This is a genomic window from Arthrobacter sp. AB6 (assembly GCF_031844545.1).
Lineage (GTDB): Bacteria > Actinomycetota > Actinomycetes > Actinomycetales > Micrococcaceae > Arthrobacter.
Genome location: NZ_JAUZVL010000018.1, coordinates 1 through 15,025, shown reverse-complemented (window position 1 = coordinate 15,025; position 15,025 = coordinate 1). Strand labels below are relative to the sequence as shown.

Annotated in this window: 11 protein-coding genes; 6 read left to right on the top strand and 5 right to left on the bottom strand. The window is 60.4% G+C overall.

Annotation, left to right across the window (positions count from 1 at the left end; all coding sequences use genetic code 11):
* Positions 1-124 precede the first annotated feature (124 nt).
* From Q9R30_RS13950 to Q9R30_RS13935, 4 genes are all read right to left on the bottom strand, one after another.
* Positions 125-1,324 (bottom strand): CaiB/BaiF CoA-transferase family protein, encoded by a 1,200-nt coding sequence (locus tag Q9R30_RS13950; RefSeq protein WP_311217911.1) that lies wholly within the window; start codon positions 1,322-1,324, stop codon positions 125-127.
* Positions 1,317-1,751 (bottom strand): MaoC/PaaZ C-terminal domain-containing protein, encoded by a 435-nt coding sequence (locus Q9R30_RS13945; RefSeq protein ID WP_311217910.1) that lies wholly within the window; start codon positions 1,749-1,751, stop codon positions 1,317-1,319. The genes Q9R30_RS13950 and Q9R30_RS13945 overlap by 8 nt, the downstream gene beginning before the upstream one ends.
* Entirely contained in the window at positions 1,748-2,869 is a 1,122-nt protein-coding gene (locus tag Q9R30_RS13940; RefSeq protein WP_311217909.1) for a glycoside hydrolase family 88 protein, read from the bottom strand. The genes Q9R30_RS13945 and Q9R30_RS13940 overlap by 4 nt, the downstream gene beginning before the upstream one ends.
* Before the next feature lie 71 nt (positions 2,870-2,940).
* Positions 2,941-3,882 carry a U32 family peptidase gene (locus Q9R30_RS13935; RefSeq protein WP_311217908.1) on the bottom strand — a complete coding sequence of 314 codons (942 nt, stop codon included), beginning with the start codon at positions 3,880-3,882 and terminating at the stop codon, positions 2,941-2,943.
* Between the two features lie 351 nt (positions 3,883-4,233).
* On the opposite strand from Q9R30_RS13935, the gene Q9R30_RS13930 reads away from it, so the two are divergent.
* Genes Q9R30_RS13930 through Q9R30_RS13920 form a run of 3 tightly spaced genes read left to right on the top strand, consistent with a single transcriptional unit; the run spans position 4,234 to position 8,044 of the window.
* Positions 4,234-5,388 carry a substrate-binding domain-containing protein gene (locus Q9R30_RS13930; RefSeq protein ID WP_311217907.1) on the top strand — a complete coding sequence of 385 codons (1,155 nt, stop codon included), beginning with the start codon at positions 4,234-4,236 and terminating at the stop codon, positions 5,386-5,388.
* A complete protein-coding gene (locus tag Q9R30_RS13925) occupies positions 5,388-6,995 on the top strand; it encodes a sugar ABC transporter ATP-binding protein (protein WP_311217906.1) in 1,608 nt (535 codons plus the stop codon). Before Q9R30_RS13930 ends, Q9R30_RS13925 begins: the two co-directional genes overlap by 1 nt.
* Complete coding sequence (locus Q9R30_RS13920) at positions 6,992-8,044, top strand: ABC transporter permease (RefSeq protein ID WP_311217905.1); 1,053 nt, start codon at positions 6,992-6,994, stop codon at positions 8,042-8,044. Before Q9R30_RS13925 ends, Q9R30_RS13920 begins: the two co-directional genes overlap by 4 nt.
* Before the next feature lie 466 nt (positions 8,045-8,510).
* On the opposite strand, the gene Q9R30_RS13915 is transcribed toward Q9R30_RS13920, so the two are convergent.
* A complete protein-coding gene (locus Q9R30_RS13915; RefSeq protein WP_311217904.1) occupies positions 8,511-9,401 on the bottom strand; it encodes an NAD(P)-dependent oxidoreductase in 891 nt (296 codons plus the stop codon).
* Positions 9,402-9,771: 370 nt separating this feature from the next.
* Between Q9R30_RS13915 and Q9R30_RS13910 the strand changes: the two genes are divergently transcribed.
* The 3 genes from Q9R30_RS13910 to Q9R30_RS13900 all read left to right on the top strand — a co-directional run bounded on the left by Q9R30_RS13910 (position 9,772) and on the right by Q9R30_RS13900 (position 14,420).
* Complete coding sequence (locus Q9R30_RS13910) at positions 9,772-11,118, top strand: cytosine permease (RefSeq protein WP_311217903.1); 1,347 nt, start codon at positions 9,772-9,774, stop codon at positions 11,116-11,118.
* On the top strand, positions 11,115-12,551 hold the full coding sequence (locus Q9R30_RS13905; protein WP_311217902.1) for an amidase: 1,437 nt from the start codon (positions 11,115-11,117) through the stop codon (positions 12,549-12,551). The genes Q9R30_RS13910 and Q9R30_RS13905 overlap by 4 nt, the downstream gene beginning before the upstream one ends.
* Before the next feature lie 324 nt (positions 12,552-12,875).
* On the top strand, positions 12,876-14,420 hold the full coding sequence (locus tag Q9R30_RS13900) for an aldehyde dehydrogenase (NADP(+)) (RefSeq protein WP_311217901.1): 1,545 nt from the start codon (positions 12,876-12,878) through the stop codon (positions 14,418-14,420).
* The last annotated feature ends 605 nt before the right edge of the window (positions 14,421-15,025 follow it).

The window sequence follows — 15,025 nt, the reverse complement described above, 5'->3', positions numbered from 1 at the left end:
TTGCAATGGCCACCGGCCGGTCCGCAACGAACGGCGGCCGCCGGACTCAAAATTTGAGCCCGGCGGCCGGAATCCATGATGTAAAGGTAACGGGTACCTGGCAGCTACCGTAGCTGGCGCAGGGTTATGCGATGGCTCCGGCGTCGCGAAGTTCCTGAAGCTTCGCCGGGGAGTATCCCAAAACATTGGCCAGCACTTTGTTCGTGTCTGCCCCGAGTTTTGGCGGCGAAACGATCGGGGTTCCTGAGTTGCGGCTGAGGCGAACGGGTGATTTGACCACCGTTACCTCACCGGCGACAGGATGTTCGGTGGTCATGAAAGCGCCGTTAGCGGTTGCCTGCTCATGGGAAAGCACCGCATCATGTGTCAGCACCGGGGCGCAGAGGATGTCCGCGGCGTCCAGACGTTTCAAACACTCCTCCGTGGAGAAGCTGGCCAACGCTGCGTCGAGAAGAGGCCACAGCTCTCCCCTGTTGGTCAATTGCGATTTCAGGTCCTTGAACCGTTCCTCTTTGCTGAGGTCGTCCATGTCAAAGGCGTTGCAGATGTCCCGGAGCGGGTTCTCACGGAAAAGACCGACGATGGTGATCCACCCATCCTCCGTCTTGAAGACGCCGGCCAAGTTGTCTTTGACGAAGTTGGTTTCCTTGCCCCGCAATTTCCACTGGGTCAGCTCTTGAAGCTGGGCGAAAAGCATCGTGTCGAAGAGGTTAACCTCAACGTGCTGCCCAAGCCCACTTTGCTGACGCTCAATCAGGGCCAGCAGGATCCCCTGCACCAACGCCTGCCCGGCCCCGAAATCGGCAAAGGACACAGGATGCAGCTGCGGCCGTCCGGCAGCATCGCGCGCATGATTGGCTGCACCCGACAGCGACTGGGCGAGCATATCCTGTCCCCCCTTGCCCGACAGCGGCCCAGTGGGCCCAAAACCGGTTCCTGATGCGTAGATCAGGTGGGGGAACTCGGCATGCAGTTCCTCGAATCCCAGTCCGGCCTTTTCAAGTACACCCGGTCGGAAATTTTCGACCAGTACGTCAGCTTCGCTCACCAGCTCCCGGAGAACCGCGATTCCCTGCTCCGATTTGAGATTGACGCACACGGATGATTTGTTCCGATTCAGGCTCAGGTAATACGCACTTGTATCGATGTCTGTGGCGTGCTGATCGATGTGCCGGATGATGTCTCCAACACCTGGCCTTTCGATCTTGATCACCTTGGCGCCAAAATCCGCCAGAGTCTGAGTGGCGATAGGACCGAATTCGACCTGGGTGAAGTCGAGAACGGTTACTCCGTCGAGGGGTAGACGTGTAGGACTGTCAGGCATCTGCTTTTCCTCCTTTTTCGAAGCAGTACAAAAGGTGGGTGGCGGCAGCGACGACGTCGCCGTTTTGCCGGGTCACTGTGACTCTTCCCTTGGATTTGTTTCCGCCGGCTTCTACTTCGACAAGTTCGTAGGTAACGGTCAAGGTGTCGCCGAACAGGGCTGCCTTGGGAAACCGTACGCGGTCATAGCCGTAGCTGACAGCATCGATGCCCAGCTTGTTGATCATCGCCACTGAAGCGGTAGACATATAGCCGACCAACAGCGCGCCGTGGACGATCCGCTGCCCGTAGGGCGAGTCTGCCATGTACTCATGGTTGACGTGGTTGGGGCTGAAGTCGCCCGTGACACCGGCGAAGGCGTAGACGTCGTACTCACCGACGGTCTTGCTGAACGTGACGGTCGTTCCGATGGATTCCGTGGAAATCATGCGACTCCTGATGTAGCGATCCGTGGAGTCAACTCTTGCACATGGACGTGCCCGGCAAGAGTGCACAGGCTTTCAAACAAGAAGTAGTCGCCGAAGATCAGTTCGACGTTCGTGGCCTTGTCATGCGGGCGAGTGTCGGGGCGCTTGGTGAAGCAGCCTGCGGTCAGTATTCCGGCGGGCCTGTTATCGTCGGCGTCCGTGGGGGTTAGGTACTCTGACAGCATTGTTGCCAGAGACCGCTCTGCTGCCTCCCGGTACCGGTCGCCCTCGCCGGGGCCCAGCAGGTGGGCAAGCCGGAGAAGGCCGGCTGCGACGATGGCCGCTCCTGCGGTATCTCTGGGTGCAGCAGGGATGTCTGGGTCGTCAAAGTCCCAGTAGGAGACACCGTCTTCAGGGACGTTGGCAATCCACCAGTCAGCGGTCGTGCGTGCCTGGCGGATCCAGACGTCGCTGCCGGGGATGGCCAGTGCCATGGTGGAGGCATAAAGGATCGCCCATGCCTGGGCGCGGGTCCAAGTACTTGAATCGCTGTAACCCTTGTGCGTGTGGTACCGGATAACAGTGCCGTCGGTCGGATTGAGGGTTGAGGACTGAATAACGGAGCCGTCGTCCCGGATGTGGATGTCGAGAACCCGGCTGGTGTGTGCCACTGCAACCTTGAACATTTCGGCGTCCTGCGTCTCGCCGGCCGCCCAAATGAGCAGGGGGCTGGCCTGGAGGCTGTCAATGCTCGAATCGGTTGTCCCCACATTCTGGCCTTCTTCGGCGCTCGGACCGAGAGGGATGAGACCCAGCCGTTCGTCAAACATCCCCGAAAGATGCTTGGCGCAACGGATGGCTGTCTCGCGGGCGTCCGTATCCCCGGACAGCATGTAGCCCAAGGCTCCTGCGTGGTAGAAACCGAAGCCCTTGAAGGCGGTTTCGAGGAGTACGCGCGGTTCCATCCGTTCCAGCCAGCGATGGGCTGCGGTTGCGAAAGTCTGGTCACCGGTTACACGCGCGGCCAGCCAAAGTTCACCGACCCAGGCGCCGCCGGTCCAGTCGCCGTCGTCCGTCAGGGTCCACTCGCCCGTGGTCGTGTCTGCCCAGTGTGGAAACTTGTCACCAACGCTCGCCATGGTCATCCTGATTCGGCTGAGGATATTGCCAATCGCGGGGTCCATTAGAGTGCTGAGAGCTGGAGTGGGCGTCATGCCGACCGTCCTTCCGCCAGGACACCTGCGAGAGTGCTTTCGGAAGAGTCAGGCCGGGCGATCTCCTGGGGAATGCCGAGATCCGCCGCCTTCAGCGGGGACATCTTTGCTTCGGGGTAGTAGCGCTCCAGGAAGTTCAGTCCCATTTCGGCACGGCGGACGCGTTCCTTGCCGAGGCGGATTGCCAACTCGCTCAGGTGGGAGCCGCTGGGGTACAGGAAAGGCGAGTTGCGAAGCCCGAACTTGACATAGACCGGAGCAGCAACACGGACAATCTCGGCGATCTCGTAGTAGCGGAGGAACCCGCCCAAGTCATCCGGGGACTCGATATAGATGTCGATTGGAATGTCCACGGCGGCCCTGATGGCTGCCAGCTGGGCCAGGGAGAGGTCCGTCGGTACGTTGTAGGTGTCTGCCCCGAGCGATTCAGCAATCCGGATGGAGGCAGGGTTGGAGAAGCCCATCTGCACGCTTACCTTGATAACAAGATCAGCGGGCAACAGGCCCGATTCGCGCATTGCCGATGCCAGGCTCAGCACACCGGCATCAGTAACCAGAACACTGCGCAGTCCGGACGCGGCGATGCGCTGGATGTCTTCAAGACCGTAAACGAGCTGCTCGGCACCGCGCGCCTGGGTGGCCAGGCCACCACTCGTTGGTGCTGCGCTACCGGCGCCCGTGTCCCACGCCGCTGTCGGCCGGGCGAAAAGGCTGACCTCCACGCCCGCGGCGCGCCCTTGGGCTGCAAAATCGGCAAGTTCTGCATCGGTGCACAACATGCCGCCGCTTCCCTGGGAAACGCGATGTATAGGGACATTGCGCAGGGCAGCTTCCTGCAGAACCGCTGCAAGTGTTTCCGGATGCTCAATGGAGGGGATCTCCACCCGGTACTGACCGCCGTCCGGAAAACGCTTGTGGCTGGTGGGCAGATCAGACAAGTCACCGCTGGGGAGATGCTGTTCCGCTAGAAAATCTCTTGTATTCTTCACACTCGCTCCATTCGAAATGTCGAACACTGATCGACTTACCGAAAGCCTAGCGATCGCGGCTCGGCCGTGTCAATGGAAGCTGCCTTAGGGGTGCGGCGTACGAGCTCAAGCCATTCGGGGGGCTCCCGACCACCACTTCGCCCGGCGCTGCTACATATGAAGCGGGGTCTATGGAGCCTTCCATGCCAGCTTCGGCGTCGGTACTGAGGTTTTGGAATTTTTGGACCATTGACGAGTCCGCCATTCAAGCGCTATGTTCAATCCGAACAGCATCCGATATTTCGAACAAAGGTGGTTGAAATGAGCAAAACCCGCGCATGGGCCATAGGCCTCTCGATTGCAGGGGTCGTTGCATCTCTCACAGCTTGCAGCTCCTCAGAAGAGCAGGCCCCGGCTGCGGCAACGGACTGCGAAAACGTCCTGAACCGGTCAGTTGACGATCTTCCCGCTTGGATTGAGAAGCCTGATCCGGTCACATCCGGATTCCGCGGAGCAAATGACAACGATCCTGCCTGGTATTCGGACCTGCAGATCTCAGATGAGCAAGTTCAGCAGGCCAAAGACAAGAAGTTCCGCGCAGTCTTTCTCGATTGGGCCGAAGCGCCCTATAACAACGCCATCGCCGACGGACTCAAAGACACCATGGGCTGCCTGGGCGGCGAAGTGGTGTCGCGCACCGTCAGCAACTTCGACCTGACAAAACTCTCAACGGACGTCAACAATGTTCTTCCGTTGAAGCCGGACATTGCCGTTATCGGTGTCATCGACCCGGACGCCACACAGGCGGCGCTCCAGCCGCTCGTCGACGCAGGCGTAAAAGTGGTCACCCTGATCCAGGCGACCAAAGGCTGGACAGCCGGCAATCAGTACGTCACGGAAATTGACTACGACACGAAGCAGGCCGGAAAGATCACGGCAAACGCAGTCGCAAAGCAGTTCCCGGACGGCGCCAAACTGGGCTACATCTACTGGGATCAGGACACTCCCAGCATTAACCAGCGTGAAAAGGCGTTCATTGACACGATCCGCAGCGTAGGCAACTTTGACGTCATAGCGCAGGAACCCATCTCAGATCCGGGCGCTGTGGAGCCGGTCGCCTCCGGACTTTTGGCACGAAACCCCGACGTCGACGTCATCTTTGCCCCATGGGACCTCCCCGCCCAAGGCGTGAAGGCCGCCCTGGCCGCTGCGGGCAAGACAGACGTCAAGGTCATCCACTATGACCTTGACCCGCAAGCTGTGACGGACATGCAAACTGATGGACCCGTATTCGGGGTCACATCGTCCCTCGTCTACGAATGGGGGCGTACCTCGGCACTTGCAGGAGTGGTTGCCGCGCTCGGGGGCGAAGTCCCGCCACTGCTCACCGTTCCGACCTTCGCCGTCACGAAAGACAACGTGCAGGAAGCGTGGGAAATCGCATACGGTCCGCATCTCGAGTTCCCGAGCGAGTGATGAGCAGCGTCGTAGCGAACGGTGCTCCTCTCTTGCCTGAGCAAGAGATGACGGCGCCTTCGTTGGAAATGCGCGGGATCGACGTGATCTTCGGAACCAACCAGATCCTTTACCAGGCTGATCTGCTGGTGCGCGCCGGCAGCGTCCATTCCCTTCTTGGGGCCAACGGCGCGGGCAAATCAACGCTGATGAAAGTCGCAACGGGACATGTCCTTCCCCACTCCGGCCACCTGGCCATCGGCGGAAAGAGTGTCAAGCCCGGTTCTGTTCAGGATTCGACTTCCGCGGGCCTGGGCATGGTCTATCAGGATCTGAGCCTCGTTCCGTCCCTGTCGGCGGCTGACAACGTGTTCCTCGGAAGACCACATACGCTCTCCCGGACTGGGATCCTAAAGCGGGGTTCGGAAGTTGACGAAGCAGCCGCCCTGTTCGAAAGACTGGGAATCTCAATTGACCCGCGAGCCGAAGTGGCGAGCCTTGGCCTGGCAGACCGCCAAGTTATCGAGATTGCAAAGGCCCTCACGTCAGCCACCGCATGTCTGATTCTGGATGAGCCAACGACCGCACTGTCAGCCCACGAGGTTGAGCGCCTCTTCCAAGTTGTCTACCAATTGAAACAGACCGGGATGGGCATTGTTTTCATCACGCATCACCTTCAGGAAGTCTTCGACATTTGTGATGACGTAACTGTCCTCAGGGATGGAAAGCCGGTACTCAGCAGCGCGGTGCGAGAGACGACGATGGCGGACATCGTCTCCGGGATTGTCGCCACCGACGTGCCCTCCGCCGCTGAGTCCTCCGGCCGTAAGTCACATGAGGGAACCAAGCCGGCACTTGCTGTGAGCAAAGTCAGCTTCAAGCAGCAAGTCCGCCAGGTCGACTTCGAAGCCCGTCCCGGCGAAATTGTGGGAATTGCCGGGCTCTCCGGGAGCGGCTCGAATGACTTTCTGCGAGCCCTTGCCGGCGTTGCCGCCGGCGCCACCGGACACATGACTCTGGACGGCAAGCAGCGCCGGGTCCCTCAATCCCCGCTGGAAGCTGCGAAGCAGGGCATCTACCTGATTCCCGGCAATCGGAAGGCCGAAGGGCTCATTCTGGGCGCGTCAGTACAAGACAACATTGCGCTGTCCGTGCTGCCGGAGTTGAGACGCGGTCCCTTCATGAGCTCCCGGAAGGGAGCCGATCTTGCAGATCACTTCATGAAAGACCTCAGCATCAAAGCCACCTCGGCATCTCAACTCGTTGACGAACTGTCAGGAGGAAACCAACAGAAAGTAGTTTTGGCCAAGGCGATCGCAACGAACGCGAAGGTCCTACTGCTCGAGGAACCAACCTTCGGCGTCGATATTCATGCCTCTGCAGAAATCGCCAATCAGATACGTGCACTGGTCAACCACGGCGCAACCTGCCTTTGGCTCACCAACGACCTGCGGGAGTTACGCGAGGCGACCGACCGCATCGTCGTATTCGTGGATGGCGAAATCACTCAGGAGTTCGCGAACTCCAAAGAGACGTCCGAATCGGACCTACTGCAAGCGATGCATGCAATCAACCAACACGCCACGAGCGAGAAGACCGCCCGTGCACATCATGGAGAAGTAGTATGACCGCCGTAGAAACCCCGTCCCGTCCCGCAGACCCTCGTGCAAACGCGGCCTCAGGCCGGCCCAAGAAAAGCCTCTGGGCCCTCATCGGCAACGGGCCAATTCCGCTGCTTTTCGCGCTCGTGGCGATTACGGTGATTCTGGGGCTGATCCTCAGCGACACAGCCTTCCTGTCCTCATCCAATCTGCTGAATATCGTCAGCCAAAGCGCCCCGATTCTGGTCATGGCCCTGGCAACAGTCTTCGTCATTACCTGCGGCGAGATTGATCTTTCCTTCGCAGCAGTTGTTCCTGTCGCCGGATATGTTGCCGCGCTCACCATGCCCGAGTACGGGTGGGCAGCCGGTGCGGCCGTTGCCCTGGCCGTCAGCGCTGCGGTCGGCCTCGTGAATGGGCTGCTTACAGTTGGCCTTGGTGTTCCGTCGTTCATTGTCACTCTTGGCACCATGGGCATACTTGACGGTGCTGCACGATGGATAACCAATACAGTCACCAAAGTGGTCAAAGATCCCACATACATTGCCATCTTCGGGGGAGGGAGCATAGGTCCCCTCTCCTCCCTCGTTATCTGGGCCGCGGTGCTCTCCGTCCTGGCCCATGTTCTCTACAAGCACACTGCCTTCGGCCGCGCTTTGCACGCCACCGGTGGCAACACCACTGCGGCCAGGTTCTCGGGCATCCGCACCGGCAGGATCAAAATCACCGCTCTAGTTCTGAGCTCGTTGGCTGGGGGCTTGGCAGGGCTTCTGTACGCTGGCCGTTTGCAATCGGTGCGATTCGATGTGGGAGCTGACGACCTTCTAACGGTCCTCGCTGCGGTCATCATCGGCGGAACCGTGCTGGCAGGCGGACGGGGAAGCATTGTCGGTGCTGTTCTTGGTGTCTTGCTGCTGGGCGTTGTTAACAACGGACTAGTGCTGCTCGGCCTGAGCATTCCCCAGCAGCTCGCCTTCCAGGGTGGCATCATCATCATCGCTGTCATCCTCAGTGCCAAGGGACGTTTTGCCGAACTGAAGAACATTTTGCAGGTCCGGCTGGGTACCAAGTCGTAGGGTCAGAGTCGGGATCCATCCGTCGCCCAGATTTGGTCGTGGAACTGCATAACTAGGCGAAAAGCAAGAGCCGAATCCTGAACCGCCCAGGATTCGGCTCTTGCTGGTTCCCCACCCGAACCGCAATGCTGGGAAGTGTGACGCTTTCCATCCACTGCTTAGACCCCAGCCGCCGTCGGCAAACAGAGGAATTTCACGCCGGACGAGCAAGGTCTCAGCCAAACGCACCGTCACTCTGCAGGTGCGTGGACAGGAGTGCAGCTACGGGCGCGTAGCCATGACGGCACCTACGATGACATGGCCTTGCCAGCATTGAAGATTGACGGGCCACATGGAAAGACGCTGGCACCCTCCCCCAGCTACCGCTAACGCAGGAGCATTCAAGAACGGTAGACAGCTGAAGGGGGTCGGCCCCGCGAGGTCCATGGCTGAGCCCAGCGGGCTCAGCAAAGACAAAGAGAAAAAGTCAGCCCGCAGGGCGCGACGGGCCGCTTCTCGCCCGCGCTACCTCGCCCAGGGTCGACCAGTCACGCTCGCCCCATCCGGCCGCCATCGCTTGGAGCAAGGCGTCCTGGATAAGACTGGCAGCGGGAAGTGAGAGGTGCTGAGCATGAGATGCCGATAGCGCCAGTCGTACATCCTTAAGACCCAACCTTGCCGTGAACCCTGCCGGCTCATACATCCCCGAAACCATCATGCCGCCGTAGTGGCTGTACACGGGCCCTGTGAACAGAGAGTTACTGATGAGCTCCAAGAACGCACGAGCATCGATCGAGTACGCCTCAACGAGGGACACGGCTTCTGCACACGTTTCGATTGCACTTGCGATCATGAAGTTCACCGCAATTTTGACCAGGTTCGCGTTCTCCGGCTTCTCCCCCAAGTCCCAGAGACGTGTTGCCAAGCAGTTCAGGATCGGCCGGACCCGTTCCATCGCAGACGCCTCTCCGGCAGCCAGAACGTGCAAGACCCCCTCGGCTGCCGCATCCGCTCGCCCCAGCACAGGGGCCGCAACATAACCAACGTCATTGCCTGCGTGGACCCCAGCTGCCTCCAACGCCAAACCCACAGAAACTGTGGCCAGATTGATGTGTACCTGACAAGCACTTGTGGCAAGGACGCCACTTTCAAGGATGCGTTCGCGGACACTCGCATCGTCAGCCAGAACACTCATGACCACAGGCTGGTCAAAAGCATCCGCGAGGTCGCGCGCAGCAATGGCTCCCGCGCGAACCAGGTCCTCTACGGCCTCTGGCGACCGATTCCACACCACTACGTCGTAGCCTGACGCCATCAAACGCCTCACCATGGGGCTACCCATTGTTCCAAGACCGACAAAACCAATCCTGCTGCCCATACTCCACACCAATCGTTGGGACTCTCACGTAAAACGGCAGTCGTTCGATACATCGAACGCTATGCGATATGTCGATCAGAGTACGTCCGGGTGCGGGTGTGGTCAACGCTGCTTGGCCCTTCCCGCTGTAATTGGCTCTCACCGGGGGGTCCACTTCGGATTCGGGCTAAGACCCCACAGGGCCAACCCCGGCGACTGCATTGACGTGCAGGCCGGACGAGTCTAGGCTGTGATCGACATAACGTTCATTGTTCGCCATTACGAACAAGATGAGGGATGACACTGTGACCGCAGCAGGCATAAGCCGCCGTTTTCCGGCAGCTCCGCCACTGCGCAAGATGTGCCTCGCCTAAGGCAGAAAGATCAACACATGAGCCTCAATGCAGAACACTCTCACGACCATGTGGTCCTTGAATCAGAGTTTGAGCATGAGCCGGTGCCGCAGGAACACCGGCGTTCCCTTCGTTCCATTTCCGCCGTCTGGCTGGGCTTTCCCATGGTCCTGACCTCAGCGGTGTTCGGCGGCACAATCATCTACAGCCTTGGTTTCTGGCAGGGCCTCGGCGCCATCCTGGTCGGCAATATTGTGCTGCTGCTTTACGTTGGCACATTGAGCTATATGGCTGGAAAGACCGGCAAAAATTTCGCGCTCATCGCTGCCGACACATTCGGAAGATTTGGCGCCAAAATTCCGGCAGGCCTTCTTGCCACGGTGGTAGTGGGGTGGTTCGCCTTCCAGGTCGGTCTCACCGGATCCACGCTTGAATCCGCGCTGGGCTGGAACCCCAGCTGGATGATCCTCATTGGCGGGGCATTCTTCATTTTCATCACCTTCGTCGGCGTTCGCGCCCTCACGATCATCGGGGTCATCGCCGCGCCGTTTTTTGCCATCATGACGGTGGTAGCCATCGCTTTTGCTGCCAATGCCGGCGGAATAGGAGAAGTTGCCGCCTACGCCGGCGGTCCAGGCGGATCAATCCTGAGTTTCGGCGCGGCTGTCTCGATCGTCATCGCGTCGTTCGCCGATTCCGGAACCATGACCGCTGACTTCACCCGCTGGTCCCGCTCCGGACGGGAGGCCGTGCTCGCGACCCTTACAGCCTTCCCCTTTGCCAATACGATCGCCCTCATGGTCGGCGGCTTTATCGTTGCGGCCGGCATGGCCATCGACCCCGCAGCAAATGGCGGTGATTTCCTTCCCGCCCTTACGAACAATGGTCCCATTCTGACCGCAATTGCGGTGGTATTCGTCTTCATCAACCTCGGCTCTGTCGCCGCCCACTGCCTCTACAACGGCGCCGTGGGCTGGAGCCAGCTGAGCGGGGGACGCATGCGGGTCCTCACTGTTGGCCTTGGTGTGGTCGGCGTGGCAGCCGCGCTGGCAGGGGTATGGAGCTACTTCGCCGAGTGGCTGAACATCCTGGGTGTACTCGTACCACCAATCGGCGCCGTACTGATCGTCGACCAGGTCATTCAGCGCCGGGCTCTCAGTCGCTCCGCCCAGGCATGGCGCGTCCAGCCGTTCGTGGCGTGGGGCATTGGCTCTCTGGCCGCCTTCCTGGTTCATTTCTACGCACCGCAGTTCTCTCAGGCGCTGGTGGGAATTATTGTCGGCGGCGTTGCCTACGCAATGATCGGGTCCAGGTCCTCCGTAGAGCCGCTACAGGCTCAGAACGACGATTCCAAGACTGCCGAATTTGCTGGAGGAGCACGATGACCGACCTAACCCAGCTGCCTGCAACTGAAATTTCCGCTCGGGTCCGGGCGAAAGAGGTATCTCCCGTAGAAGTCGTTGAGGCCGCGTTGGAGCGGGTCAACCAGCTTGATCCGAAACTTCACGCCTTTGTTGAGCTGACCGCGGAGCGGGCATTGGCCCAAGCAGCAGAGCTTGCCTCCAAGATTGCCCGCGGAGAAGACCCAGGCCCGTTGGCCGGAGTGCCGATCGCGGTCAAGGACCTGATCGCAACAGCGGGAATCCCGACACGGTCCGGCTCACCTGCTTACCGGGATTTTGTTCCCGACGAAGACGATGTCGCCGTCGAACGGGTCGTCGCCGCCGGTGCCGTTGTCCTGGGAAAGACCACCGTTCCTGAATTCGGGTACTCAGGCGCGGGCCACAACCCCATCTCTCCAGCAGCCCGCAATCCGTGGAATCCTGCGCTCACGCCAGGGGGTTCCAGCGCCGGGTCGGGTGTGGCTGTCGCGACAGGGATGAGTCCCGTTGCCTTGGGAAGCGACGGTGGCGGGTCCATCCGCATCCCCGCATCACTCTGCGGCATATACGGCTTCAAGGCATCAATGGGCCGCGTACCGCTCTACCCAGGATGCCGGGACGAGCGGTACCCCGGGCTGTCGAGCTGGGAATCGCTGGAGTGCATCGGGCCGATGACCCGGACTGTCGCGGACGCGGCACTGCTAATGTCCGTTCTCGCAGGGCCAGACCCGAGAGACCGGCTGTCTATCCCATCCGGCGATGTCGACTGGCTCACCGCGATCGAAGGGGACGTTCGGGGGCTGCGCGTGGCTTACAGCCCTGACTTCGGTTACCTTGCCGTGGATCCTGAAGTGCGGCGTATTGCAGAGGACGCCGTCGGAGTGCTGCGTGATCTCGGCTGCAAAGTGGAAACTGTGACTCCTGACTGGACTAACCCTCAATCAACCTTTTGGGGGTTGGTTGCCGCTGACAGCGACCTCACGGGGATGCGGGCGATGGCCGAAACATACGGCAAGGAAATGTCCCCTCACCTGCTGGATTTGCTGGAGAAGCCGTGGACAGCAGAGCAACTCACCAACGCCAGGCGGGACCGAAAGGCCTTTGCCAACAAGATGTGGCGCCTCATGGAAGACTACGACCTGCTGGTCACGCCGACACTGACCACGCCCCCCTTCCCGGTTGGGATGCAAGGGCCTGAGCTTGTCGACGGCCGCATGGTCCCCAACAACGCCTGGACAGGGTTCGCCTTCCCGGTAAACCTGACAGGGCAACCGGCAGCAAGCTGCCCCGCCGGATACACGAAAGACGGTCTTCCTGTAGGCCTCCAGATCATTGGAAGGCACCTTGCCGACGCCTCTGTCCTCGCAGCATCGGCAGCATTCGAATCGGCCCGCCCCTGGAAGGACGACTGGCCCCCGGCCGTTCCAGTCTCCTAGAGTCCGCCATTCGACGGAACGAAGCGATCCATACAGGAATGAGTCGGGACAGAAGAGTTTTCAGCGGCAGCTAGCCGTTGAAAAGAGGGCGGTGTGGTTGCGTTCACGCGACCACACCGCCCGTTCTTTGTCGCCCGTGCACAGAACGCAGCCGCCGGGCGGCGCCAAGAGCTAAGCGTTGACACACTCCGCCCCTCATGTTTTACTGTTCACAGAGCCGACCACTGGTCGAAATTTCGAACAAACCTGAATGCCCTAGCTGCACCCCTCGGCATCAGGATCTCCTGCAGACATTTGACGACCACCACAAAGCCAAGGATTTCTATGACAACCATTGCAGGCAGCAGCCCCTACACAGGACAGGCACTTGAGCCGGTGGCCGAAGAAAGCTCGGCTGCCGACGTCGCAAAAACCGTGGAAATCGCCGGCGAGGCTTTCTCCTACCTGCAGGGCATCGGCCGTGAAGGTCGGGCCCGACTTCTAGAAGCCATCGCAGACAACATCGACCTGAACGCCGACGAACTAATCCGCGCCGCCGATGAGGAAACAGGTATCGGCACCGCCCGCCTCACGGGCGAACTCAAACGAGCGTCCTACCAAATGCGGTTCTTCGCCGAGGTGTTGCGGGAAGGCAGCTACCTGGAAGCCGCCATCGATACCGCAGGTGATACTCCGATGGGTCCCAGGCCGGACCTGCGACGGATTCTCCAGCCTATCGGTCCCGTCGCTGTCTTCGGCTCAAGCAATTTCCCTTTCGCTTTCTCCGTTCTGGGTGGCGATACGGCCTCCGCGCTGGCCAGCGGTTGCCCTGTAATCCTCAAGGCTCACAGCTCCCATCCGAACACCTCCAAGATCTCCTTCGCCACCATGGCCGCGGCCGCGCATGCCAGTGGAGGGCCGGACGGAATCGTGGGAATCGTGTACGGCCAGAAAGCCGGTACAGAGCTTGTCAGCCATCCGCTGATCCAGGCAGTCGGATTTACCGGCTCTCTTGGAGGCGGAGGCGCACTTATGGAAGCCATCAGCCGCCGGGACCAGCCCGTCCCCTTCTATGGCGAGCTCAGCAGCCTGAACCCGCTTATCGTCACAGCAGGGGCGGCCGCCGAACGAGGCCCCGAGATCGGACAAGGCCTGGCAGCTTCGATCACTACCTCCGCAGGGCAGCTGTGCACCAAGCCCGGCGTCGTTTTCGTCCCGGCCGGGGACAACGGGGACAAGCTCGTTGCCGCCCTCACGAGTGACCTGTCCGGCAGCACCGTGTCGCCACTGCTGAACAAACGGATCTTCGAATCCTACGCAGCCATCACCGGTGCCCTCGAGAAGAACGAGAACGTTGAACAAGTAGCGGTGGGTGCGGAACCAGTCGGAGGAGGTTTCCGCGTAAGGCCGACCCTGTACAGCATCGATGCCGCACGGCTCACCCCTGAACTGATCGAAGAGTGCTTCGGCCCCTCCGCCATAATCGTTCGTTACAAGTCGGAGACGGAACTGGTCTCGGCGCTGGCCATGGTAGAGGACTCTTTGACCCTAACGCTTCACACCGGAGTGAATGAGGGCGACCTCACGGCCCGGCTGACAGAGATCGGGCGAGGTCGGGCCGGACGGATTATCTACAACGGCTATCCAACCGGTGTCGCTGTCAGCTGGGCCCAGACCCACGGAGGTCCTTGGCCGTCCACCAACTCCCTGCACACCTCGGTCGGAGCGACCGCCATCCGGCGTTTCCTTCGTCCAGTGACGTTCCAGGATGCTCCTGAGGCCGTGCTTCCAATCGAGCTTCGGGATGGAACGCCGCCCCTTCCACGGCGCATCAACGGAACGCTGATCGTGCCGCCGCGCAGCGGAGACTTCACTGTTCCATGTGCATGACGAAGGAAGCTGTGGTTCCGCAAAAGGCACTCCGGGGCACGGTCCCCATGGATTGCCCACAAGACTGCCCGTTCTGCACCTGCCCGGAAACGGATTAGTGCCAATACGGCGACAGACAGGCCAGCCCCGGACTTCCCGCGGTGCGGGGCTGGCCAGCCAATACCCGCTTACATCGGGAAGCCGCAAGCGGCGTCAAACGTGGGGACGGTCCACGGCAATAGGCCCCAGGGTCAGTGAGAATGAGAGCACACGTCTCCCGCCAGAAGTGGCGTGGGAATTGCGCGTCCTATGTAAGGGACATCCGCCGCCCGCAGCCGGGGGAAAATGCTCTTAGATTATCCACCGCTACTGCTGCCAGGGAGCTACCCCAACGGCTCCCAATCCCAGCCGTGGGTTAACCTGAGTTGGCCCCAGCCATGGACGGAACAGAGTCGCCCAAGTTCCGGCCGCGTGACCGGCAAGCATGGGTTTGCCCGGGCGGGGCAGGTTGACAGTAGTATCCACTATCGGCTCTTTAAACTGGTGGGGTGTGCCTGAAGAAGGGGCTTTGCTCCCATCGTCTCCTGGCCTCTTCTCCGTCTCCGGACCTTTCGAACTGCAGCCAA

Bases quoted from the DNA above. Each gene is read 5' to 3' on its own strand.
- Q9R30_RS13940 (WP_311217909.1), bottom strand. From the start codon at position 2,869: ATGGCGAGCGTTGGTGACAAGTTTCCACACTGGGCAGACACGACCACG.
- Q9R30_RS13900 (WP_311217901.1), top strand. From the start codon at position 12,876: ATGACAACCATTGCAGGCAGCAGCCCCTACACAGGACAGGCACTTGAG.
- Q9R30_RS13915 (WP_311217904.1), bottom strand. From the start codon at position 9,401: ATGGGCAGCAGGATTGGTTTTGTCGGTCTTGGAACAATGGGTAGCCCC.
- Q9R30_RS13920 (WP_311217905.1), top strand. From the start codon at position 6,992: ATGACCGCCGTAGAAACCCCGTCCCGTCCCGCAGACCCTCGTGCAAAC.
- Q9R30_RS13925 (WP_311217906.1), top strand. From the start codon at position 5,388: ATGAGCAGCGTCGTAGCGAACGGTGCTCCTCTCTTGCCTGAGCAAGAG.
- Q9R30_RS13930 (WP_311217907.1), top strand. From the start codon at position 4,234: ATGAGCAAAACCCGCGCATGGGCCATAGGCCTCTCGATTGCAGGGGTC.
- Q9R30_RS13910 (WP_311217903.1), top strand. From the start codon at position 9,772: ATGAGCCTCAATGCAGAACACTCTCACGACCATGTGGTCCTTGAATCA.
- Q9R30_RS13945 (WP_311217910.1), bottom strand. From the start codon at position 1,751: ATGATTTCCACGGAATCCATCGGAACGACCGTCACGTTCAGCAAGACC.
- Q9R30_RS13905 (WP_311217902.1), top strand. From the start codon at position 11,115: ATGACCGACCTAACCCAGCTGCCTGCAACTGAAATTTCCGCTCGGGTC.
- Q9R30_RS13950 (WP_311217911.1), bottom strand. From the start codon at position 1,324: ATGCCTGACAGTCCTACACGTCTACCCCTCGACGGAGTAACCGTTCTC.